The 20,328-nt window shown below is 71.3% G+C and carries 11 protein-coding genes and 1 pseudogene; 4 read left to right on the top strand and 8 right to left on the bottom strand.

Going from position 1 to position 20,328, the window contains the following annotated elements:
* The 6 genes and pseudogenes from B0F77_RS16090 to B0F77_RS16115 all read right to left on the bottom strand — a co-directional run.
* Positions 1-815 (bottom strand): annotated as a pseudogene (locus B0F77_RS16090) (hypothetical protein); the annotation flags it as partial.
* Between the two features lie 60 nt (positions 816-875).
* The gene (locus tag B0F77_RS16095) at positions 876-2,816 is read right to left on the bottom strand and encodes a hypothetical protein (protein ID WP_158102715.1); all 1,941 of its coding nucleotides are present in this window, start codon (positions 2,814-2,816) and stop codon (positions 876-878) included.
* A gap of 9 nt (positions 2,817-2,825) precedes the next feature.
* Positions 2,826-3,338, bottom strand: a complete 513-nt coding sequence (locus tag B0F77_RS16100) for a YbaB/EbfC family nucleoid-associated protein (protein ID WP_086663714.1) — start codon at positions 3,336-3,338, stop codon at positions 2,826-2,828.
* A 38-nt stretch (positions 3,339-3,376) separates the two neighbouring features.
* Entirely contained in the window at positions 3,377-4,135 is a 759-nt protein-coding gene (locus B0F77_RS16105; protein WP_086663715.1) for an ESX secretion-associated protein EspG, read from the bottom strand.
* Positions 4,132-5,736, bottom strand: a complete 1,605-nt coding sequence (locus B0F77_RS16110; protein WP_086663716.1) for a PPE domain-containing protein — start codon at positions 5,734-5,736, stop codon at positions 4,132-4,134. The genes B0F77_RS16105 and B0F77_RS16110 overlap by 4 nt, the downstream gene beginning before the upstream one ends.
* Before the next feature lie 43 nt (positions 5,737-5,779).
* Positions 5,780-6,160 (bottom strand): hypothetical protein, encoded by a 381-nt coding sequence (locus B0F77_RS16115; RefSeq protein ID WP_086663717.1) that lies wholly within the window; start codon positions 6,158-6,160, stop codon positions 5,780-5,782.
* Positions 6,161-6,770: 610 nt separating this feature from the next.
* Between B0F77_RS16115 and B0F77_RS16120 the strand changes: the two genes are divergently transcribed.
* Entirely contained in the window at positions 6,771-9,407 is a 2,637-nt protein-coding gene (locus tag B0F77_RS16120) for a helix-turn-helix transcriptional regulator (protein WP_086663718.1), read from the top strand.
* A gap of 138 nt (positions 9,408-9,545) precedes the next feature.
* Positions 9,546-12,059: a hypothetical protein gene (locus tag B0F77_RS16125; protein ID WP_086663719.1), complete on the top strand. Its 2,514-nt coding sequence runs from the start codon at positions 9,546-9,548 to the stop codon at positions 12,057-12,059.
* A gap of 7 nt (positions 12,060-12,066) precedes the next feature.
* On the opposite strand, the gene B0F77_RS16130 is transcribed toward B0F77_RS16125, so the two are convergent.
* Positions 12,067-14,715 carry a helix-turn-helix transcriptional regulator gene (locus B0F77_RS16130; RefSeq protein ID WP_143466763.1) on the bottom strand — a complete coding sequence of 883 codons (2,649 nt, stop codon included), beginning with the start codon at positions 14,713-14,715 and terminating at the stop codon, positions 12,067-12,069.
* A gap of 171 nt (positions 14,716-14,886) precedes the next feature.
* Here B0F77_RS16130 and B0F77_RS16135 point away from each other — a divergent pair, with 171 nt between their 5' ends.
* Both B0F77_RS16135 and B0F77_RS16140 read left to right on the top strand, forming a co-directional pair.
* Positions 14,887-17,307 carry a right-handed parallel beta-helix repeat-containing protein gene (locus B0F77_RS16135; RefSeq protein WP_086663721.1) on the top strand — a complete coding sequence of 807 codons (2,421 nt, stop codon included), beginning with the start codon at positions 14,887-14,889 and terminating at the stop codon, positions 17,305-17,307.
* A gap of 122 nt (positions 17,308-17,429) precedes the next feature.
* Positions 17,430-20,009, top strand: a complete 2,580-nt coding sequence (locus B0F77_RS16140; RefSeq protein ID WP_143466764.1) for a helix-turn-helix transcriptional regulator — start codon at positions 17,430-17,432, stop codon at positions 20,007-20,009.
* Here B0F77_RS16140 and B0F77_RS16145 read toward each other — a convergent pair.
* Positions 19,996-20,262, bottom strand: coding sequence for a hypothetical protein (locus tag B0F77_RS16145; RefSeq protein WP_143466765.1), 267 nt, complete (start codon positions 20,260-20,262; stop codon positions 19,996-19,998). The genes B0F77_RS16140 and B0F77_RS16145 overlap by 14 nt on opposite strands.
* Positions 20,263-20,328: the final 66 nt, after the last annotated feature.

A 20,328-nucleotide genomic window follows, 5' to 3' on the forward strand; every position in this document is an offset into this window, starting at 1 on the left:
GGGGTGTTGACCCCGCCGCCCTTGACCGAACCCGGCCCGGTGGCTTTGGGGCCGCCCGCCTGGGTGTTGAGCCCAGGCGTGTTGACCGCGCCGCCCTTGACGTTCGGCGTCGTACCGACGGACGGGCCACCCTGCGTGTTGAGGCCCGGGGTGTTGACGCCGCCGCCCTTGACCGAACCCGGCCCAGTCGCCTTGGGACCGCCCTGCGCGTTGAGGCCCGGGGTGTTGACCCCGCCGCCCTTGATCGAGTCCGGCCCGGTCGCCTTCGGTCCGCCGGGCGTGTTGAGGCCTTGCGTGTTGACGCCGCCGCCCTTGATCGAGCCGGGGCCGGTGACGTTCTTGCCCTGCGAGTTGAGGTTGTTGACGTTCACGCCCCCGCCGGGTGGCGGCTTGGCGTTGGTGCTCGTGTCGACCGAACCGAAGGTCTTGCCCTGGTTCGTGTCCGTCGTGACCGACGTCTGGTGCGTGGCCTTCAGGCCGGACTGGACGTCGGTGAACGCCTTGGCGCCCTTGTCCGCCTGCGACACCGCGTTGTCGTTGGACGCGTTGAGCGCCGGCACCGCGAACAGGCCGATCGGGCCCAGCGCGTTGCCGCTGAAGTTCAGGCCGCGCAGGCCACTGGAAATGCTCGACAGCCGGGACCCCAGGTCGCCCGCCTTGTTCTGCAACCCCGTCATCGAGGAGTCGCTCATGGAGTAGCCGCTGTTGCCCGTCGGCCCACCGCCTCCGGTGCCCGTGGGCGAGGGAGACGGCGTCGGATTCGGCGCCGGGTTCGGGTTCGGCGACGGATTGGGATTGACGTTCCCCTTGGCCATGAGCGGCGATTCTCCAGATACTGCGTCAGAACGAACTGGGGTCCCGGCTGCCCGGGAGGACTACGCCGACGGCCTGGTCGGACGCTCGTGGGCCACGGTCGGCCGGAGCGGCTGGGCCGCGGCGCCACCCGCCTGAGGGGCACCGTCGTAGGACTGCAGCGGGTTGTAGTTCTCCTCGACCGGCGTGGCCTCGACGGTCGAGAACGCCGCGTGCGCCACGAGCGGGTTGTAGCCCTCACGCGGCTCGAGCGCCTCGAACGTGTGGGACATCTGCGTCCGCGCCATCGGCTCGAAGCCCGCCTGCATCGGTTGCGCCGGCTCGGCTGGGGTGGCCTCGTAGCTGCTGTACATCTCCCGCGCCTGCATCGGCTGCGCGGCCTCGTGCATCGAGCCGCCGCCGGTCATCGAGACACCGGACGTCATGGTCGAGTCCGACGCTTCCACGCGGGAGAACGCCACGGGCGCATCCGGGCGGTGCGCGGCCTGGAAGGCCTGAGGCGCCTCGACGTGGTGCGCGGCCTGGAACGCCTGGGGAGCCTCCACGCGGTGCGCGGCCTGGAAAGGCTGAGGCGCCTGTACGGCCTCCACTCGGTGCATGGGCTGCAGCGGCTGTGCGGCCTCCACACGGTGCATCGGCTGCAACTGCTGTACGGCTTCTGCACGGTGCATCGGCTGCAACTGCTGTACGGCCTCTGCACGGTGCATCGGCTGCAGTGGCTCGACCGCGTCCATCTGCGTGCGGGCCATCGGCGCCTGAAGGGCTTCCATCCGCTGAAGGGGTTGCATCGGCTCGACGGCGTCCATCCGCTTCAGCGCGTGCATCGGCTCCGCGGCTTCCGTGCGGTGCAACGCCTGCATCGGCTCGACCGCGCTCATCGCCCGGCGGGCCTGCACCGGCTCTGCGAGCGAGTCCATCTGCGCGGCGCCCACGCTGAACCCCGTCGGCGCGGTCGCGTCCTGCTGCACCGTGCCCACGCGGAACGCCGTCGGTGCGACCGTGTCCTGCTGCGCTGTGGCGGCATGGGGCGCGTTCGGGAGCGTCGCGGTCGCGGTCGCGTCCTGGGCCGTCTTCGACCCGGACGGGCCCCCAGGAGCACCGCCGCCACCACCGGACTTGTTGTTCGCGACGGCCTCGTCGATCTTCTTGTCGACGTCCTTCTGCGCCTTGTAGGCCTCGTAGCCGATCTCGGCGACGTCGGCCGCGTTCTCGAAGCGCTGCCAGCCCTTGCTGATCTTGGCCATGATGTCGTCGAGGTCGCCGATCCGCTTCATCTGACGGCCGAGGGCGGCGACGACGCGGGCCACGCGGGACGCGATGTTCGTGCCCAGCGCGACCGCCTTGCCGACCGCGAAGCCGCAGAAGATCGGGATCGAGGCGCCGAAGGTCGGGATCATGGCGGCGGCCGCGAGGATCGCGCCACCGATCAGCGAACCGATCAGCTGGGCGATCAGGTCGCGGACGATGTCGCGCAGCACCGTGACGAGCATGCCCATGATCGCGACGATCTTGGCCTTCGTCTCGACGGCCTGCGCGAGCTCCTCGAGCTCCTGCGACATGCCGTCCATGCTCTTCTTGAACGCCTCGGACGACGCGCCGGTCCAGCCGTCGAACGTCGCGAGCCCGCTCTTGTGGTCCTCGGCCAGCACCCGCAGCTCGGCCGCGCGGGCCTTGGTGGCCTCGACGTTGGCCTGGATCTCCTCCGGGTTGCCCATCAGCTGGTTCAGGGCGTCACGCAGGAACGAGACGTGCTCGATCAGCCAGCCGACACCGGCACCGATGATGCTGCCCAGCGGGTCGATCGCGAGCATCACCGTGGCCGACGCCGCGCCGATGGCGTTGAACGTGATGTCCAGCGCCTTCTCGGTCTCCGACTCGGCCTCCTTGCCGATGCCGTCGATGAGGCTGCCGTAGGCCTCGATGAACAGCGAGCCCTTGAGCTTGTTCTCCTCGGTGATCTTCATCCCGGGAGGAGACGGGAGTGGCGTTTCAGGCGCGGTCATCGCAGTTCCTTACCAGGGCTGGTTGTCATCGTCGTCATCGTCGTCCGCGCGGCGGCGGCCGCGGGCAGGCGCCGGCTGCGGGCCGGCCGCCGGGCGGCTCACCGGCGGGGGAGCCGGGGCGGGTTCCGGCTCGTCGTCGATCTCGTCGTAGGAGTCGGTCTGCTCGACGTCCTGCTCGTCGTCCGGGATCGAGTCCGAGACCATCTGGTAGGCCTCGGTGCCCTCGCCGAGCGGCTTGAAGAGCTCCAGGACCTGCTGCGCGGCCTGCTTCTGGGCGTGCCGCGCGGTCTCCAGGATCAGCGCGGTGAGCCGGGCAGCGCCCAGCTCGACCGCGCGGTGCCCGAGCACCAGGTTCTGCAGGCCGCCGTTGGGGCCCACCGTCACGGTCACCGCGCCGTCCTTCGACGTCACGGTCGCGGTGGACGCCGCGAAGTTCTCCGTGAGGTCCTCCGACTTCTTCTTCAGGTCGGCCAGCTTGGCCTCGTACTCTTCGACCCACTGAGTGGGGTTCGCGGGGTTCACACGGTCCTCCGGCGGCGGCGGTTCAACGGCACGCCAGTTCAGGCGAGCACGGCGTTGATTCGGGTGGCGATGCGGTCGTTGTCGGTCGGCGAGAGGCTCAGCCAGCCGTCCGAGTTGACCATCAGGTAACGGCCCTGGTGGGTGTCGAACCAGTTGATCACGACACCCGAGCGCTCCCGGCCGCGGGTGACGCCGAACTGGCCGCCCGCGACGCGGTTCGCCGCGAGCTCACCGAACTGCTTGGCGTCCTGAGAGGACAGACCGGCCTGCTGCAACGCCTGCCGGTCGTCCATCTCGTCGTCGGAGCCCCACGGGTCCTCGGAGTCGTCCTGCTCCTCGGCCTCCTGCAGCGCGACGGCCTGCTGCAGAGCCTCGACCCGCACGTTCACCGCCGTGCCGGGACCGGGCTCGCCGTCGGGCAGCACCCGCACGATCTCGCGGGCGATGCCGGTCTCCCGGATCGCCAGCAGCCCCACCCGGTCGGCGTCGATGACCGCCAGCACGGCCCGGTCACCGTTGGAGACCGCGAGCGCCCGCACCGTCCGGTCGAGCCCCGCGACCGCGTCGACCGACATGGCGTGGTCGTCCAGCAGCCGCAGGTACTCCTCCAGCCGCGGGTCGTCGGCCAGACCGCGCTGCCGCAGCTCCTCGAGCGTCCGGTCGCGCAGCACCCGGCGATCCTGCTCGGTGTCGCCCTCGCTGGGCACATCGAGCGGGTACGGCATCCGGCCGAGCCCCAGCTCGTGCCACAGGACGTCGAACTCGCGCGGGGACAACAGGAACTCGGGCGTGATCACGACGCGTCCGGCCCCTTCTTCTTGGCCTTGCCGGCACCGATCACCGACGGGGGCAGGTTCTCACCAGGGACCTCGAACAGGTCGCCGCCCATGATGTAGCTGGCCGAACGGTGTTCCTTGTCGTCCTCGCCCTTGCCACCGGCAGCCGGAGCGCCACCCATCGGGGCACCCGCACCCATGCCGGCACCCGCGGCGGAAGCGCCACCGGGACCCATGCCCATCATGCCGGGACGAGCGCCCTGGCCCTGGACACCGGCCGAGCCACCGGGCTGCATCGCGCCACCGGCACCACCCGCGCCGCCGCCGAAGCCACCACCGCCGCCACCGCCCATCGAGGGGGAGTACGGCATCGGGCCGCCCTTCATGCCGGCGCCGCCACCACCGCCGCCGCCACCGCCCGCACCGCCACCGGGGCCGCCGGGACCGTTGTAGCCGGGCGCCGTGGGCGTGTAGGCCGCTGGGCCCTTGAGGTTCTGCGGCGTGTAGTTCGGGTTCGCGAGGTCCTTGCCGACGACCGGGACCCGCGGGAGGTCCGGGGTGTTCTGGTTGCCGCCCGGACGGTTCCCGCCGCCCGTGCTCGGGTTGTAGCCCGTCATCTGCGGCGTGTAGGTGCTGCCGCCACCACCACCGCTGCTGCTGCTGGTGTAGGTGCTGCCGGTGTTGGCCGGACCCGAGTAGCCCGGTGCCGTCGGCGTGTACGCGGCGGCCACGTTCGTGTTCGTGCTGTTGGGGTTGTAGCCGGGCATCTGCGGCGTGTAGCCCGCGGCACCTCCGCCGGAGCCGGTGCTGCCAGGGCCGGTGTAGCCCGGCGCCGACGGCGAGTACGCGGCCGCGGCGGGCTGGTTCGCGGCACCGCCGGCGCCACCTCCGCCACCGGCTCCCGCGCCCGTGGGCGACGGCGGCGCGGCCACCGCGGCACCCTGCGCGTGCGTCGACATGAGGGAGTCCACCCCGGTGCCGAGCGCGGGCGCGGCGCCCGAGCGGGCCGTCGCCAGCACCGGCTGCTCGACCTCGCCGGTGTTCGGGTTGAACGGCGGCTTGAAGGTCGGCACCGACGAGTCGATCTGCCGGGAGTTGTGTTCCATCGTTGTCATCACGTTGATCGCCTGGTCGTGCGCCGCGCGCGACGCGGCGTTCGCCACCGCGATGTCGGCGGCCGCGAGCACGAAGGCGGGCGTGCCCGGCTGCGAGAGCGCCGCCGCTGCCTTGTTCCAGTCGAACTGGACCGGCGCGGGCATCTGCGCTCGGGCGGCCTCCATGACGCGGCCCTGGTCGGCGACCTTGTTGCCGACCTCGACGGCGGTACGGGCGGTCTCGTCGACCCAGTCGCCGAGCCGCTTCATCGCGGCCCGGGCGGCCTCGGCGGCGGCACCCGTCCACTTGGTCTCGGACGAGGTGATGACCGCGTTGATCGTGCGTGACGCCTCGGTCAGCTCGGAGCCGTACTTGCCCCAGTCGGAGCTGATCTGGCCGGCCTGACCGGGGTCGTTGTTGTTGTGGACCGCGGCGTAGAGCTCGGAATGCGAGCGTGACGCCCAGTTCTGCGGGTCCGTGAGGACCGGCTTGTTCTCGATCTCTCTCGGGTCGGTCTCGGGGGGCATGACCGGCTCGCCTCTCGCGTCGATGGACTCAGCTGCCCGCGGGTCAGCTGTTGCCCATGTGCTTCTTCAGTTCGGCCTGGTGTTCCTCGTCGAGCTTGGTGAAGTTGTCGATCGCCTCGACGATCGAGTTCTTCGTCTGCTCGAGCACGGTGCGGTACGCGGTCATGACGCTGACGAACGAGTACTGCTCACCCTCGGCGCGATGGGTGAACTTGTCGCGCATGGCGTCACCGACCGGGTTCGCGCCCAGAGCCGCGGGACGGGCAATGCTGGTGTTCGCACGTTCGAGCCACGAGTCGACCTGGTCGATCTGAGCCTGGAACTGCTTGCGGAGCTCCTCGCCCGCGGCCGGGTCGATCTGCACCTGACCCGAACTGACGGTGTCCTTGAGCGGGACAGCGTCGTTGTCACCGACGATGTACATGCGGGCAGTATCGGGGGTCTTATCCGTGCGTCACTCACTTTGCCGCGCACGAGTTGCCAATTGAGATTCGCGTTCACAATGCCTTGCCGCACAGCGAAACGGGCCGACGCCATGTGAACGGAAGATGATCAGGAAGATCGTTTGCGCTGGTCGTGGGAGCGCTCTCGATTGCTGCCCGTTCGGGCATTCGATCTCTGTTCACACCACCGGAACGGACTCCGGCTGTGATCACTGTGGCCTAAATCACGTAGGTGAACACCTGGTGTTTAGGGCTTTCTTGATGTTCGTGACGATAGCTTCGCTGGTTTACGTACCGGCTTGATCATGCCGCTGGAAGCTCGGAAGTCCTTGGCATTGCTGGAAAATCACGTCAGGACGGTATCAGGCGGGTGCGGCATCCGAGATCATCGTCGTCGGCTGGGTTACGGCCATTCGGGTGAGAACTGCGTCACGAAAGCGTCTCATTGGTTGGGCTGAATAGCCCAATCGGGCGCGGCTGGGCAAAGCTTGGCAGCGAATCGCGTCATGACGACCCGAGACCGGCCTCTCCTGAGCGAACAGGCGTTTCGTCGCGGGTCGACGGCCGTGCGGCGACGGTGAGGAGGCTGGCATGCCGAGAGACCGCGGCGTTCTCGTGGGCAGAACGGCGGAGATCGCCGCGTTGGACGCGTTCGCCGGCTCGCAGGCGCTCCTGCTCGTGCGCGGCCGCGGCGGGATCGGCAAGACGGCGGTCCTGCGCGAGCTCGGCCGGATGTGGCGCGACCGCGGCATCACCGTGCTCGCCGTGCCGGTCGGCAACGCACCGGCGTGGGATCTGTTCTGCGCGCAACCGGTGATCGACGTGATCCGCCAGTCCTACGACGAACTCGCCGGTGCCAGGGCGCTGAACGCGCTCGCCGCCGTCGACCGGCTGTGCGACGAGGAGTGCTGCGGCTCGGCGCGTTCGCGAGCGATCCTGTTCGCCGAACTGGTGCGCCTGTACGGCCAGCTGCGCGCGAACGGCCCGGTCGCCGTCCTCGTCGACGACGTGCACACCGCCCCGAACGCGGTGCTGGCCGTCGCCGCCGCCTATCGGGCCGGGTGCACGGTGGTCGCCAGCTGCCGCGAGGACGGATCCGACGAGCCGACCGCCCTGAGCGGCCTCGCCGACTGGGTGCTCGACCTGCGTCCGCTGGCGGCGCCGGACGTCGACCTGCTGCTGAACCAGACCGCGCGCGGCACGCTCGACGAAGCGGTGGCACCCGCGGTGCGTGCGGCCCTCGGCCCGCTGGCGGGCAACGCGGGCGCGGTGCTCGCCACGTTCGACCTGCTGGCGCAGGAAGACCGGCTCGTCGACGTGCTCGGTCACCTGTGCCTGCGCGGCTCGGAGGCGGGAGCCATCGCGTTGCCGCCCGGCCACGAACTGGTCGAACGCCTGACCGCCACCGGTGAGGTGGGCGACCGGCTGTTCGCGGTGATCGGTCACGCCACCCGGTTCACGATCGACGACCTGCTCTTCTTCGCCGACGCGTTCGGTTACGACCTCGGCACGTGCGGCGCGGTGGTCGACCAGCTCGTGTCCGCCGGCGTGCTCGCCGACGACCAGGACGGCGTGCTGAGCGTGCCCTGCGAGGCGTTGCGGACCGCGCTGGTGCGCCGCCGGGCCGCGGGCGAGGTGGAAGGGTTGTACGCGACGATCGCGGAGCACCTCCTGCGCAGTGGCGCGGCAGAGAGCTCGACGCTCGCCGACTACGTGGCGCTGGCGGGGGCCGCGCTCGCGGTGGACCACTCGCTGGTGCCGATGCTCGACCGCGAGGCCAAGCGCGTCCTGCGCGCCGATCCCGCACGCGCCGCCCGCCGGTACCGCGCCGCGTTGCGGCACTGCCCGTCCGGCAGCGTCGATCGCGATCGCCTGATGACGACCGTCCTGCACCTGCTGGTGCGCGTCGGCCACTACCGCTACCTGGGCGAGGTCGTCGAAGAAGTTGTGCGGGCTGGTGTCGAGGACCGGTTCCGGCACGAACTGGCCGCGGCGGCGGCACTCGCCGCCGTCCACACCGGCTGCCCGGTGTCGTGCGAGGTGTACGACTCACTGGCCAGGGACGTCCACAGCCGTGCCCCGCTGGAGTTCGCCGCCCGCTGGTTCCGCGGCCGGACCCCGGTGCGGACGAGCGACCTGGCCGCCGCGTTCGGCGGGTTCCGCGTCGACCACCTCTTCGGCGCGGAGACCGCCAGGGCCGGCGCGATCGAGCTGGCCGACGACCAGTACGACGTCGGGACGATGTTCAAGCTGGTGCTCGACTTCGGCTACGGCGAGCCCGAGCACGGTCCGCTCGCGATCTACGGCCGGCTGGTGCGCAACTACCTCGACGGCCTCTGGTCCGAGGTCCTCATCGACGCGCGACGCCTGGAGCTCACCGGACCGCCGCACACGACCGTGCACGAGGTCTCCCGGCTGCTCGCGGCGGAGGTCATGTCGACCTTCGGCGACTTCGCCTGCGCGTCGCAGTGGCTCGGCCTGGCGGGCGAGGACGGCCCGTTCCCGGCGATGCGAACCTGGGTCGGCGTCGGCATCGCCTACCGCAGCGGCGAGTGGGAAGCCGCGATGGAGCAGGGCTGGGCGGCCTACGAACAGATCAGCCACGCCGCCGACGAAGGCGACAACGTGGGGCTGCGGTGGTACCTGGTGCGGCTCGCGTTCCTGGAGGAACGGTCGGGACACGCGGAACAGCTGGCCCGGCTGTGCGCGGAGGCGAAGCGCTGGCACACCCGCTTCGGTGGCTCCGGCCTGCTCGCCGCCGAACTCATCCTGCGCGGACTGTCCGAACACGACTACGCCGCCGCGACGACCGCGGTCGAACTGCTGCGGGAACAGGGCAACCTGGCCGAGCTGATGCGCGCGTGCATGACGGTGGCGTTCTTCTGCGACGAACCCGGGCCGTGGTACCGGGAGGCGCTGGAGATCTCCAGGCAGATCGGCGAGGGCTGGATGGGCGCGCACATCCGGGAGTCGATGCGCAAGATCGGTGTCGCGCCACCGCGGGTCCGCGCGGCCCGTGACGACTTCTCGCAGACCGAGCTGGAGATCATCGAACTCGTCCGGCACGGCATGACCAACCGCCAGATCGCGACGTCGGTGCGGATCAGCGAGAAAACCGTGGAGAACTACCTCACCAGGTTGTTCGCCAAGACCGGTTGCCGTTCGCGGCTCGATCTCGCCACCGCCAGCATCGAGGGCCGGCTCGTGCTGGCCGGCCGCGACGACTGATCCTGTTTTCACCAGCCACTTTTCGGTGGTGAGGGATATCCCCCGGGTCATTTCCTCTCCGTCGCCGGTGCCCGTCCGCTTCCTCCTGGTTGATGTCGAATTGCGTCCTGGGGCCAGGCGGGAACAGGAGGGCGTACCTTGGCAGCACTCAAGATCGGCGTCACGTCCGGCGGACCGCGCGCCGACCTCATCGCGCAGCAGTGCGGCCCGCACACCCTCATCCGCGGGCACGACGAAGCGCCGGCGGACGCGGCGGCCCTGACCCGGATCCCGCGAGTGCCCGGCAACGCGCTCGTCCTCGCCTCGGCGGGAGCTCACCGGCATTCCGGCCTGCTGGCCGCGGTCCAGGACTGCGTCGCGGCACTGCGGTTCCAGCACGGCGCCGAGCCGCTGCGCACCGTCTGGCTGGCGGTGGCCGGCCTGGGCGACCCCGCTGGCAGGTACGTCCCCTGGCTGCACCAACTCTCGGTCCAGTTCGGGATCGAGGTCGTCGCGGCACACGGCACGCCGATCGCGGGACGCGGCATCGGCCTCTACGTGGACCGCGCGGGATGGCGCCGCTTCCGGCCCGGCAGCGACGCGACGGCGTTCAGCCGCCGGTTCCCAATGCCTTCGTGGGAGCACCAGCTGCCGCACGCACCGCTGGCCGCCGGCCTGGTCGCCGAACCCGTGCCCGCGGGCCTGGCCGTCCGCCCGGCCGGCCTGGTTCCGCTCGACCCGCGCGACCCGCGCTTCCAGACCCCGCTCAACCTGCGCTTCCCGAAGCTCGTGGTGGGCGAACCGGTCAGCCCCAGTTCGTTGGCAGCGCTCATCAACCGGCTGCCGCAGCGGCATGACCTGCTCGTCGTGCCCGACGCCGAGCCGGTGACGACAGCCGACTGGGCGAGCCGCCTCGCCGCCGCGTTGAACCGCGGTCTCGACGTCGCCACCGGCAGACAGGTGATGAGCGCGAGCGGAACGGTGCGCACCGTCGTGTACGACGCCGACGGCACCGAACTCCTCGAACCGCTGGCAACAGTCCTGCGCCACACTCCGGACAACGCGCCGCCCGAGGTCCGCGACATCGCGCCACCGCCAGCCGGCTGGCGACGCCACGGCCTTTGCTACCGCCCGCAGATCCCGTCCGAGGCGGCCGCGGCCGGCGTGGTCGCCGAAGTGCTCCCCGGCGGCCTGCACGTCCGGCTGGACAGCGACCGAGGCGGCGTCACGGCGGTGTTCGACCCGCGCCGCTGGACCATGGTGGTCGGCGACGAGCGCCGCGACGTCACCGGAGCCGAGGTGGCCGCGGTCTGCGACCTGCTCGAGGGCCTCGGTCCGGAGCGCTGCCGCACTGTCGACATCCATGTTCTCGGCACTTCGTGGCGGTACGCGCTTTCGGGCTTCGAGCCTTACCTGCGGTCGCTCGGCGTCGTGCTCGAACACTCTGCGGAGCCGACGCGGGTGCGCCCGCTGCGTGCCGCTGGTGAAGCTCGGCCGGGCTTCGTTGCCCCGTCCGCGTTGTCGTCGAGCGAGGTGACGACGCGGATGGAGCCGGTGTCGTTGTCCGTCAACGAGGTCGCGACTCGGCTGAACCCGGTGCCCGTGGCCGCGCCTGCGCCCGTGCCCGCAGCCGTGCCGATGCCCGCGCCCACTCCGACCGCAGCAATCCCTTCCCCGCCACCGGTTTCGACGTTCGCCGTCCCCGTCACCACCGTGTCGGGCCCGCGTCCACAGCCGATCCCCGCGCCGGCACCGGTGGAGGACCTGACCGCACCCGAGACCCTGCCGCCCACCCAGCCGGAACCGGCCCCCGACGCAGCGCCCGCGGAGTCCACCGAAGCCGTCGTGGTGAACCTGGCCGACAGCCGGCCGGAGGTCTCCCGCGCGCCCCGCACACAGCTGATCGAGATCGCCGACCGGGACAGCACACCGGCGGAGCAGACGCGGTTCAGCCTGAGTGCCGGACCCGACTACACCGAGGCGCTGGCCGCGGTGAACGTCGCGCTGTCCGCGTGGCCGATGCTGCGGGCCGAGGCCAAGGCGGACTACGTCGCCGTCTGCCTGTACCTCGGCCGTGGCCCGGCAGGCGCGGTCGCGGTCAACGAGGCGCTGGGGGCCGAGCCGTTCGACGGGTACGTGCCGTGTCTGGTGTCCGGGTTGCGGCGGCTGCCGACGCATCGCAAAGTCGTGCTGCGCCAGGAGAACCCGCGCGGCGAGGAGCACCGTGCGGTCGGCGAGGTGCTGTGGGAGCCCGGATTCCTCAGCGCCAGCACGCAGCTCGACGTCACCACGGCGGAGGCCGAGCTCGATCTGTTGATCTGGCCGGTGTCCGCGCGGCGCACGTCCGAGCTGCTGGCTGGACGTGCCGTTGACGAGGCCGTGTTCCCGGCGGGGCGGCGGTTCAAGGCGCTGGCCGTGCGCACGCGCGAGGCCGCGGACGACAGCGCGCCGAAGCGGGCGCTGCTGGTGCGGGAGCTGCTGACGGACGAGGACCCGGAGTCGGCGGAGGCACTGGTGCGGGACGCGGCCGCGTTGCCGAGGCTGGAGCGCGCGTGGGAGCAACGGCTGCAGGCCGAGCTGCGGCTGGTCGACGACGAGGACGTCGTTGCCCGCCTGACCGCACCGATGGCGCTGGAAGCGCACACCGAGAAGACGCTCGAAGCGGCGTCGTGACGCGCGCTTACTCCTGGAGGCGTCCGGTGAGCATCGCCGCGGCGAGTTCGACGCGCGACCGGTAACCGGTGCGGGAGAAGAGCCTCGACAACCTGCCCTCGACGCTCTTCTCGCTCGCGCCGAGCAGGGTCGCGATCTGCTTGTTGCCCAGGCCGTCGGCGACCAGGACGGCCAGCAGGCGTTCGTTCTCCGCCACGGTCGCCTGGCGTCCCGGCACGGGGATGCTGTGCGCGCGCATGAGGTTGCGCAACCCCGCCCGGAACATCAGCGCGTCCAACTCGCCCGCCGCGCAGTAGGCCTCCAGCAGCAGTTCCGGGCTGGCGACGGCGAACCTCACCAGTCGTTCCAGGCCGGTCGCCAGTTCCAGCGGCTGGGCGCGCTCGCGCAGCAGTGCCACGGCCCGGTCCGCCGCGCCGGTGTCGGCCTGGACCACCGCCCGCAGGGTCAGCCGGTGCAGCTCGGCCTGCTCGGTGCCCATGCACTTGGCGACGGCCTCGACCCGTTCGAGGCAGCAGGACAGCAGGTGCTGGTCGCCGAGGTCGAAAGCGACGTCGGCCAGCGCGGTCCACAGCAGGTCGGTCAGCGCCACGACGCCGGCCTCCTGAGCCGCGCGCAGCGCCGTCTCCAGCACCTGCCGTGCCAGCGCGTCCCGTTGGTACAGCCGCTCGTGCGAGGCCTCGGTCAACACCAGCAGGTGCGGCAGGGTCGGCGTGCGGGAGCGGGCCGTGGCGATGAGCGCGAGAGCCCGCGACAACTTGCCGCGGTGCAGCTGCACGGTCGCCGCGAGGTGGAACATCATGGTGTGCTCGGCGTCGCAGCCGTTGCCAGGACCGGTGGCGATGCTCCTGCGGGTCAGCTCCAGCGCCTTGGTCGCGTGGCCTTCCGCCACGGCCAGCGCGGTCAGGCACGCGGGGGTGAGCCGGATGTACACGCGGCTCGCCAGGGCCAGCAGGTTCCGCGCCCGGCGCAGCTCGCCGAGCGTCACCAGCACGCTGGTGCGGCCGTGCAGCTCCTCGTGCGGTTTCTCGCCGGCCTCGACCCTGGTGACCAGTTCCGCGACCTCGTGATCGAACTCCGTCACGTCGCCCAGCCAGAGCCTCGTGACCGGGCTGATGGCGCGGACGTGCCAGTCGACCGGCGCCTCGGCGTTCTCCTGCCGGATCTCGTCGAGCAGTTCGTGGGTCTGCCTCCACTGGCCGAGCAACGCCAGCGCGAACGCGCGGCCCACGGCCCGTTGCGGGGCGCTGCCGGGCCACGGCCACCAGCTCTCCTGCGCCACCTGTTCGAGCGTGGTGATGTCACCGGACTCGTGCAACGCGGTGAGGTGCAGCAGACAGATGCCCATGAGCTGGTTCTCGGGGATCTCCTCCACGTACCCGCGCAGCAGGGCGTCGGTCGACTCCACCGCCTGTCTGGCCTCGCCGCACATCAGACAGGTGCGGGCGTGGGTGAGCAGGATCTGCACGCGGTCGTCCCGGTCGGCCGACAGTTCCGCGGCCGCCCGCAACCAGGTGAGCGACCGGTCGGCCTCCCGCAGCGCGGCCCGGCCCGCGGCGGAGAGCAGCTCGTCGCGGGCCCGCTCGGAGTCGACCAGCCTGCCCGCGTTGACGAGCTGGTTGGGCAGGTACTCCGGCCGCTCGCACCGGGCGGTGCCCTGCCAGATGGCGGTGACCGCGATCTGCGCGAGCCTGCGCCGTTCGTACGGCCCGAACGCCGACTCCAGCGACAACGCCACCAGCGGCACGCGGAAGCGCCAGGTGGAGATCGATCTGGCGTACTGCAGCACCCCGGCGCGGGCCAGGCCGGCGAGTTCCGCCTCCGCCTGCGTCTCGGTCAGCCCGAGCGCCTCACCGACCAGCCGCGGCGCCGCGGCACCGAGCGGACCGAACACCGCGATCGCCTTGGCGACCTGCCACGCCGTCGGTCCCAGTCCGCGCAGGTCCGCCAGCAGCTCGGCGTCCTCCACGACCCGGAACTGCCGGCGCCACGCGGTCAGGTAGGCGTGCCGGTCCACCACGGTCATCAGGTCCTGCTCCCGGCCGATCCGCAGCGCGGCGGTGATCAGGCTGGGCCAGCCCCGCGTCGTCTGCCACAGCGCGGCGTGCAGAGCCGGCTCCGGCAGCGCGCCGATCAGTGACGTGACCAGCTCGGGAATCTGCCGCGGGCGCACGGGACGCATGGTCACGAGCCGCACCAGGCCGTCCTGGCGCAACCGGTGGAAGCCCGCCAGGAAGGCGGCCCTCGTCTCCACTGGCAACGGCATCGCGAACGCGCACACGCACCGCGTCCCGGTGGTCGCGATCTGACGTACCAACGTCTCCAGCGCCCCGACGGACTCGGCGGGCAACCGGTGCGTGTCCTTGAAGAACAGCAGCAGTCCCGGTGTGGCGCGCAACGCCGACAGCGGCGGGATCTGACTCATCAGGTCGAAGCCCGTGCCGGGCTCGCTGTAGGAGAGGTTGACGACCCTCATCCGGCGGCCGTGCTGGGCCGTGCCGGCGGCGAGCACGCGGCCGATCTCCTCGACCCAGGCGCGCGACTCCGCACCGCTCGGTCCGCCGATCACCGTCAACGGCGGTTGATCGGCGTCGCTCACCCACTCCAGGACGTCGGCGGCGAGTACTTCTGCGGGCTCAACAAGTCGGTCTGACGGCACGGAAGTGGCTCTGCTCTTCCTCCGCGACCTCGTGAGGGAACTCCCTCATTTGGTCTTCGGCGGTGGCGGGACCGCCGCGGCGCGGTTCAGGGGACGCCAGACTAACCAGACCAGCCGGGTACCGCCATTTGGACGCCGGACGGTTCGGCGTGGAGATGGAAAGGATCCCAGGTGGCCCAGGACGTGATCACGGTCAACCCCGCGACGGGGCAGGGGCACAGGAGCATCTCGGACGCGCTCACGTCCGCCGCCGACGGAGCGGTGATCCTGGTGAGCACCGGCCAGTACTACGAGACGCTGGTGCTGACCAGGGCCGTCACCATCACCGCGGAAGACGGTCCCGGCACCGTGCGCGTGGTCGCGTCGTCCGGGCCCGCCGTCGTGCTGGGCGCCGACTCCGGAGCGCTCTCCGGGCTGACGATCGAGTCGCAGGACCCGGAGAGTCCCGCCGTCGTGGTGACCAACGGCCAGCTCAGCTTCACCGAGTGCCGGATCGGCGCCACCGCCTGGTCCGCCGTGTACGCCACCGGCCAGGGCTCGGTGCTGATGCGGGGCTGCGAGGTCCGCAACCCCGCCGGCGCCGGTGTCGTGGTCACGTCGTCGGGCGGCAACCTGCTCGACTCGTGCCGGCTGCTCGAAGCAGGCACGTCGGGCGTCGTGATCGCCGAGCACGGCGAGCTCGTCATGCGCGCCTGCGGGGTGCGCGACGCCAACGGCAACGGCATCTGCCTCAACGGCCACGGCCGGGTCACCGTCACCGACACGACCATCACCCGCACGGCCAAACCGGCGTTCGCGGTCGAGCAGCACGCCAGCGCGGTGGTCACGCGCGTGAACGTCAGCGACGTCCGTGGGATCGGCTTCTACCTGGCGTCCTCCGGCAACGTCGTGATCGAGGACAGTTCCGTCAGCGGCGCGGGTGCGGAAGGCGTGCTGGTGGCCGAGGACTGCGCGCCCGTCCTGCGGCGGTTCCGGGTCGAGCGCACCCGCGAGTACGGCTACCTCTTCACCGGCAGGGCCGCCGGCACCCTCGAGGAGTGCGGGGCCGCGGACGTCAACGGTGTCGGTGTCGCCGTCGGCGAGCGCTGCACCACGGAGTTCGTCCGCGCCTCGGTTTCGTCGTGTTCGGAGGCGGGCGTGCGCGTGGACGGATCGGCCGACCCGTTCTTCCGCGGCCTGCGGGTACGCGGGTGCGACGGCGCGGCGATCGACGTGACCGGCGGTGGCCGCGGCCGGTTCGAGAACATCGAGATCGACCGGACCGGCCTGACCGGGATCTCGGTCAGCGGTTCGGCCAGGACCTCGGTGACCGGGGCGAGCGTCCGCGGCACCGCCGACAGCGGGGTGCTGGTGCGGGAAGCGGCGCTCGTCCTGTCCGACTGCGAGATCGCCGACGCGGGCGGCGACGGGCTGCACGTCGGGGTCGGCGGTGAGCTCACCGCGACCCGGTGCCGGGTGCGGGACAGCAAGGCCGGCGGCTGCCTGTTCGACGTGGGCTCGACGGGGGTGCTGGAGGAGTCGGAGTTCGTCACGAACGCCGGTGACGGCATCAGCGTGAACAGCGAGGACCAGATCCGCATCGTCGACTGCCTGGTCAGGGACAACCTCGGCTCCGGTCTGCGGCAGACCCGGCCGAGCGCCGAACTGCACGTGACGAACCTGCGCAGCGCCGGCAACGCCGTCCGGGACGCGCACGGCTCGGCGTCCGCGGTGGCCAGCGGACCAGCACCGTCCTCCACGCGCCCGGACAGCCAGCAGGCCACGGCGCAGCACCGGCCGCCGAGCGATCCGATCAGCGAGTTGAACTCGCTGGTGGGCCTGGACGGCGTGAAGCGCGAGGTCAACTCGCTGGTGAACCTCAACCTCATGGCCAAGCGCCGCCAGGAGGCCGGCCTGTCGGCGCCGCCGATGGCTCGCCATCTGGTCTTCGCGGGCGCGCCGGGCACCGGCAAGACCACGGTCGCACGGCTCTACGGGGCGATCCTCGCCGATCTCGGCGTGCTGCGCTCCGGTCACCTGGTGGAGGTCGCGCGGGCCGACCTCGTCGCGCAGATCATCGGCGGCACGGCGATCAAGACCACCGAGGTCTTCAACTCCGCGCTGGGCGGCGTGCTGTTCATCGACGAGGCCTACACGCTCAGCGCCGGCCAGAGCGGCACCGGTCCCGACTTCGGCCGCGAGGCGATCGACACGCTGCTGAAGCTGATGGAGGACCACCGCGAGGACGTGGTGGTCATCGCGGCGGGCTACTCGCAGCAGATGATCGAGTTCCTCCAGGCCAACCCCGGCCTGGAGTCGCGGTTCAGCCGCACGATCGAGTTCGAGAACTACAACCCGGACGAACTGGTGACGATCGTCGGCCTGCACTGCCGCAAGCACGACTACCGGCTCGACGAGGTGGCGGCGGAGACGCTGTACGAGTACTTCGACCGGATTCCGAAGGACGGCACCTTCGGCAACGGCCGCACGGCCCGCAAGGTGTTCGAGGTGATGGCCGACCAGCAGGCGACCCGCCTCGCGATGTCCGACCGGGTCACGGCGGCCGACATGACCCTGCTGATGGCGGAGGACTTCCAGGAGTCGATGGTCTGACCTGCGACGAAAACGGCGTTCACCTGTCCGTGCGAATCTGCCCGGAACAGGCTTTCGGGACATGGCGACACCACTGCCACGTGCCTACTATCGGGCGTATCGATTAGTCCGAATGGTGCACTGTGGAGGATCTTGTGCCGAGCGAGCGCAGGCCGTTCGTGGGCCGGACCGCGGAGGCGGCGGCTCTCGGCGGGTTCGCGGGCACACCGGCTCTGCTGGTCGTGCGAGGTCGCGCCGGCATCGGCCGGACGGCGTTTCTGCACGAGCTGCGCCGGTCGTGGCGGGACCGCGGCATCACCGTGCTCTCGCTGCCGGTCACGGCGGAGGAGCCGCCGGGGGACGTGTTCCGCGCCCAGGCTGTCGTCGACCTGGTCCGTGAGTCGTTCCACGAGTACGTCGGCCCGGAGCTCACGGGCTCGGTGGCCGCGCTCAGCAGGCTGTGCGGCCTCGCCGAACTGGTGCGCCTGTTCAGGACGTTGCGCGCGACGAGACCGGTGGCGGTGTTCGTCGACGACGTGGACGCCGCGGCCGACCCCGTCCGAGCGATCGCCGCCGCACACCGTGCGGGGTGCACGGTCGTCGTCACGTGCCGAGAAGACACGGTGACGCCGCTGATCTCGCTCGCGGACCGCGTGCTCGACCTCGGTCCGTTGCGAGAGGCCGAGATCGGCGAACTGCTCGCCCGTGTCGCGCCCGCACCGCTGGACGAGGCGGTGATCCCCGCCGTGCGCACGGCGCTCGGACCGCTCGCGGGTCATCCCGGCACCGTGCTCGCGACGTTCGACGCGCTGCGCCGGGAGGGTGCGTTCGCCGAGGTGCTCGGCCACCTGTGCCTGCGCGAGCCGTCTCTCGTCGCGTTGCCCCGCGAACACGAACTCGTCCGGAACGTGGAGGAACTCGGCGAAGCGGGCGTGCAGATCGTGGCGGTGGCTGCGGACGCGGCCCGGCTCGACGTGGACGACGTGCTGCAGGTCGCCGCCGCGCTCGGGCACGAACTCCGCCGGTCCGGCGACGTCGTGGACCGGCTCGTCGCCGTCGGCGCGTTGGCGTGCGACGAGAACGGACGGCTCAGCGTGCCGTGTGCCGCGTTGACGGCTGCGCTCATGCGCGGGTTCGGTGCGGACCGGCTGCGTGCGGTTCACCGCACGATGGCCGAGCAACTGCTTCGCGGCGGCATCTCCGACATGTCGACGGTCGCGGACCACATCGCGCTGGCGGGCGCCGTGCTACCCGCCGACCCCGCGCTGGTGCCGCTGCTCGAACGCGAGGCCGTCCGGATCGTCCGGGCAGATCCATCCTTGGCCGCGCGGTGGTTCCGTGCCGCGCTGCGACACGTCGGGCCTGGTGCGGACCGTGTTCGGCTGCTGCGGATCGTGCTGCACCTGCTGGTGCGCACCGGGCAGTACGGCGAACTGGCCGAGGTTGTCGGGGCCGAGGTCGCCGCGGGCATCCCGGAGTGCTGCCGGTACGAGCTCGCCGCGGCGGCGGCGTTGGCGTCCGTCCACATCGGACAGCCGGTGGCGGCCGGCGTGCACGACGTGCTGGCGGGTGATCCCCGTGCGCGAGTGCCGCTGCGGTTCGCTGCCCGCTGGTTCGACGAACGTGATCCGGTGCGCGCGACGGAGGTGGCGGCCGCGTTCTCCGGCTTCCGGGTCAATCGGCTACCCGACTGGGAGCACGACGAACTCGGTGTGGACGACGCGGTCGAGGCGGCCGAGGTCACCGACGGCCGGTACGACGTGGTCGTGATGCTGCGCCTCGTGCTCGGGCCCTGCTACGGCCTGCCGAAGTCCGGTCCGCTCGGGATCTATCGCCGCCTCCTGCGGGATTACGCCGACGGCGAGTGGTCGCGGGTGGCCTCCAGCGCCCGTCGGCTGGAGCTGGCCGGGGCGCCCACCGCGATGCACCACGTCGCCCGGCTGCTGGCCGCTGAGGTCCATGCCTCGTCCGGTGACGTCAGGCGTGCCGCGCAGTGGTTCGGACTCGTGGACGAGAACGGCCCGTTCCTGGCGTTGCGGGCGTGGGTGGACCTCGGCATCTCCGGGCCGGACCGCGGCTGGTCCGCCTACGACCTGGTCTGCCGCGCGGTCGAGAACGGTGACGACGTCGGCCTGTCGTGTCTTCTGCTGCGGTTGGGCTTCATCGAGAACAGCCTGGGCAACGGTGCCGGGCTGGCGCGTGCGGCCGGTGAGGCCCGGAGGTGGCACGAGCGCTTCGGTGGCACGAACCTGCGCGCCGCCGAGCTGGTCCTGGGTGGACTGTCCGAAAAGGACTCGGCGATGGCGGCCTCAGCCATCATGTTGTTGCGCCGCACCGGCAACGCGGCCGAGCTGATGCGCACGTGTCTGGCGATGGCATCCCTCTGTGAGGATCCCGCGCCGTGGTACGCCGAGGCGCTGCAGTTCGCCAGACGACTCGGCGAGGGCGGGATGGACCTGCGGATCAGGGAGACCATGCGCAAGGTCGGTGTCGTCCTGCCGCGGGCCCGCGTCGCCCGTGACGACTTCTCCGACGTCGAACTGCGGATCATCGAGCTGGTCGGGCAGGGCAGGACCAACCGGCAGATCGCGACGACGGTCCGGATGAGCGAGAAGACCGTGGAGAACTACCTCACCCGGTTGTTCGTGCGCACCGGCTGCCGGTCGCGGCTCGACCTCGCCACGGCCAGTCTCGAAGGCAGGCTGGCCTTCAGCGCAGGGTGACGGCACGCCAGTCGTCGGCGTGGGCGGGATCGGTGCGGAGCGGCGCGTTGTGCTGGTACCAGTCGACGAGCCTGGCGCGACCCAGATCGGTGAGGTGGAAACCGAGGTGGTCGCCGATCGGAGGGTCCGCGAAACGCTGCCGCACGGCGTGCTCGACGGCCGTCCTGTCACACATCCCCTCCAGCAGCCACGGCCACACCATCCCCTGGGCCAGCATCCACAGAACGCGGATCACCGCAGTGTCCTCGTGCATCGGCATTCCCCTCCTCTGCTCACTGGAGGATTACGGAACGCGCAGGTGACAGGTTCATCTGCATCG

This window comes from Lentzea kentuckyensis, assembly GCF_002150765.1.
Lineage (GTDB): Bacteria > Actinomycetota > Actinomycetes > Mycobacteriales > Pseudonocardiaceae > Lentzea > Lentzea kentuckyensis.

Bases quoted from the DNA above. Each gene is read 5' to 3' on its own strand.
- B0F77_RS16145 (WP_143466765.1), bottom strand. From the start codon at position 20,262: ATGCACGAGGACACTGCGGTGATCCGCGTTCTGTGGATGCTGGCCCAG.
- B0F77_RS16115 (WP_086663717.1), bottom strand. From the start codon at position 6,160: ATGTACATCGTCGGTGACAACGACGCTGTCCCGCTCAAGGACACCGTC.
- B0F77_RS16110 (WP_086663716.1), bottom strand. From the start codon at position 5,736: ATGCCCCCCGAGACCGACCCGAGAGAGATCGAGAACAAGCCGGTCCTC.
- B0F77_RS16095 (WP_158102715.1), bottom strand. From the start codon at position 2,816: ATGACCGCGCCTGAAACGCCACTCCCGTCTCCTCCCGGGATGAAGATC.
- B0F77_RS16120 (WP_086663718.1), top strand. From the start codon at position 6,771: ATGCCGAGAGACCGCGGCGTTCTCGTGGGCAGAACGGCGGAGATCGCC.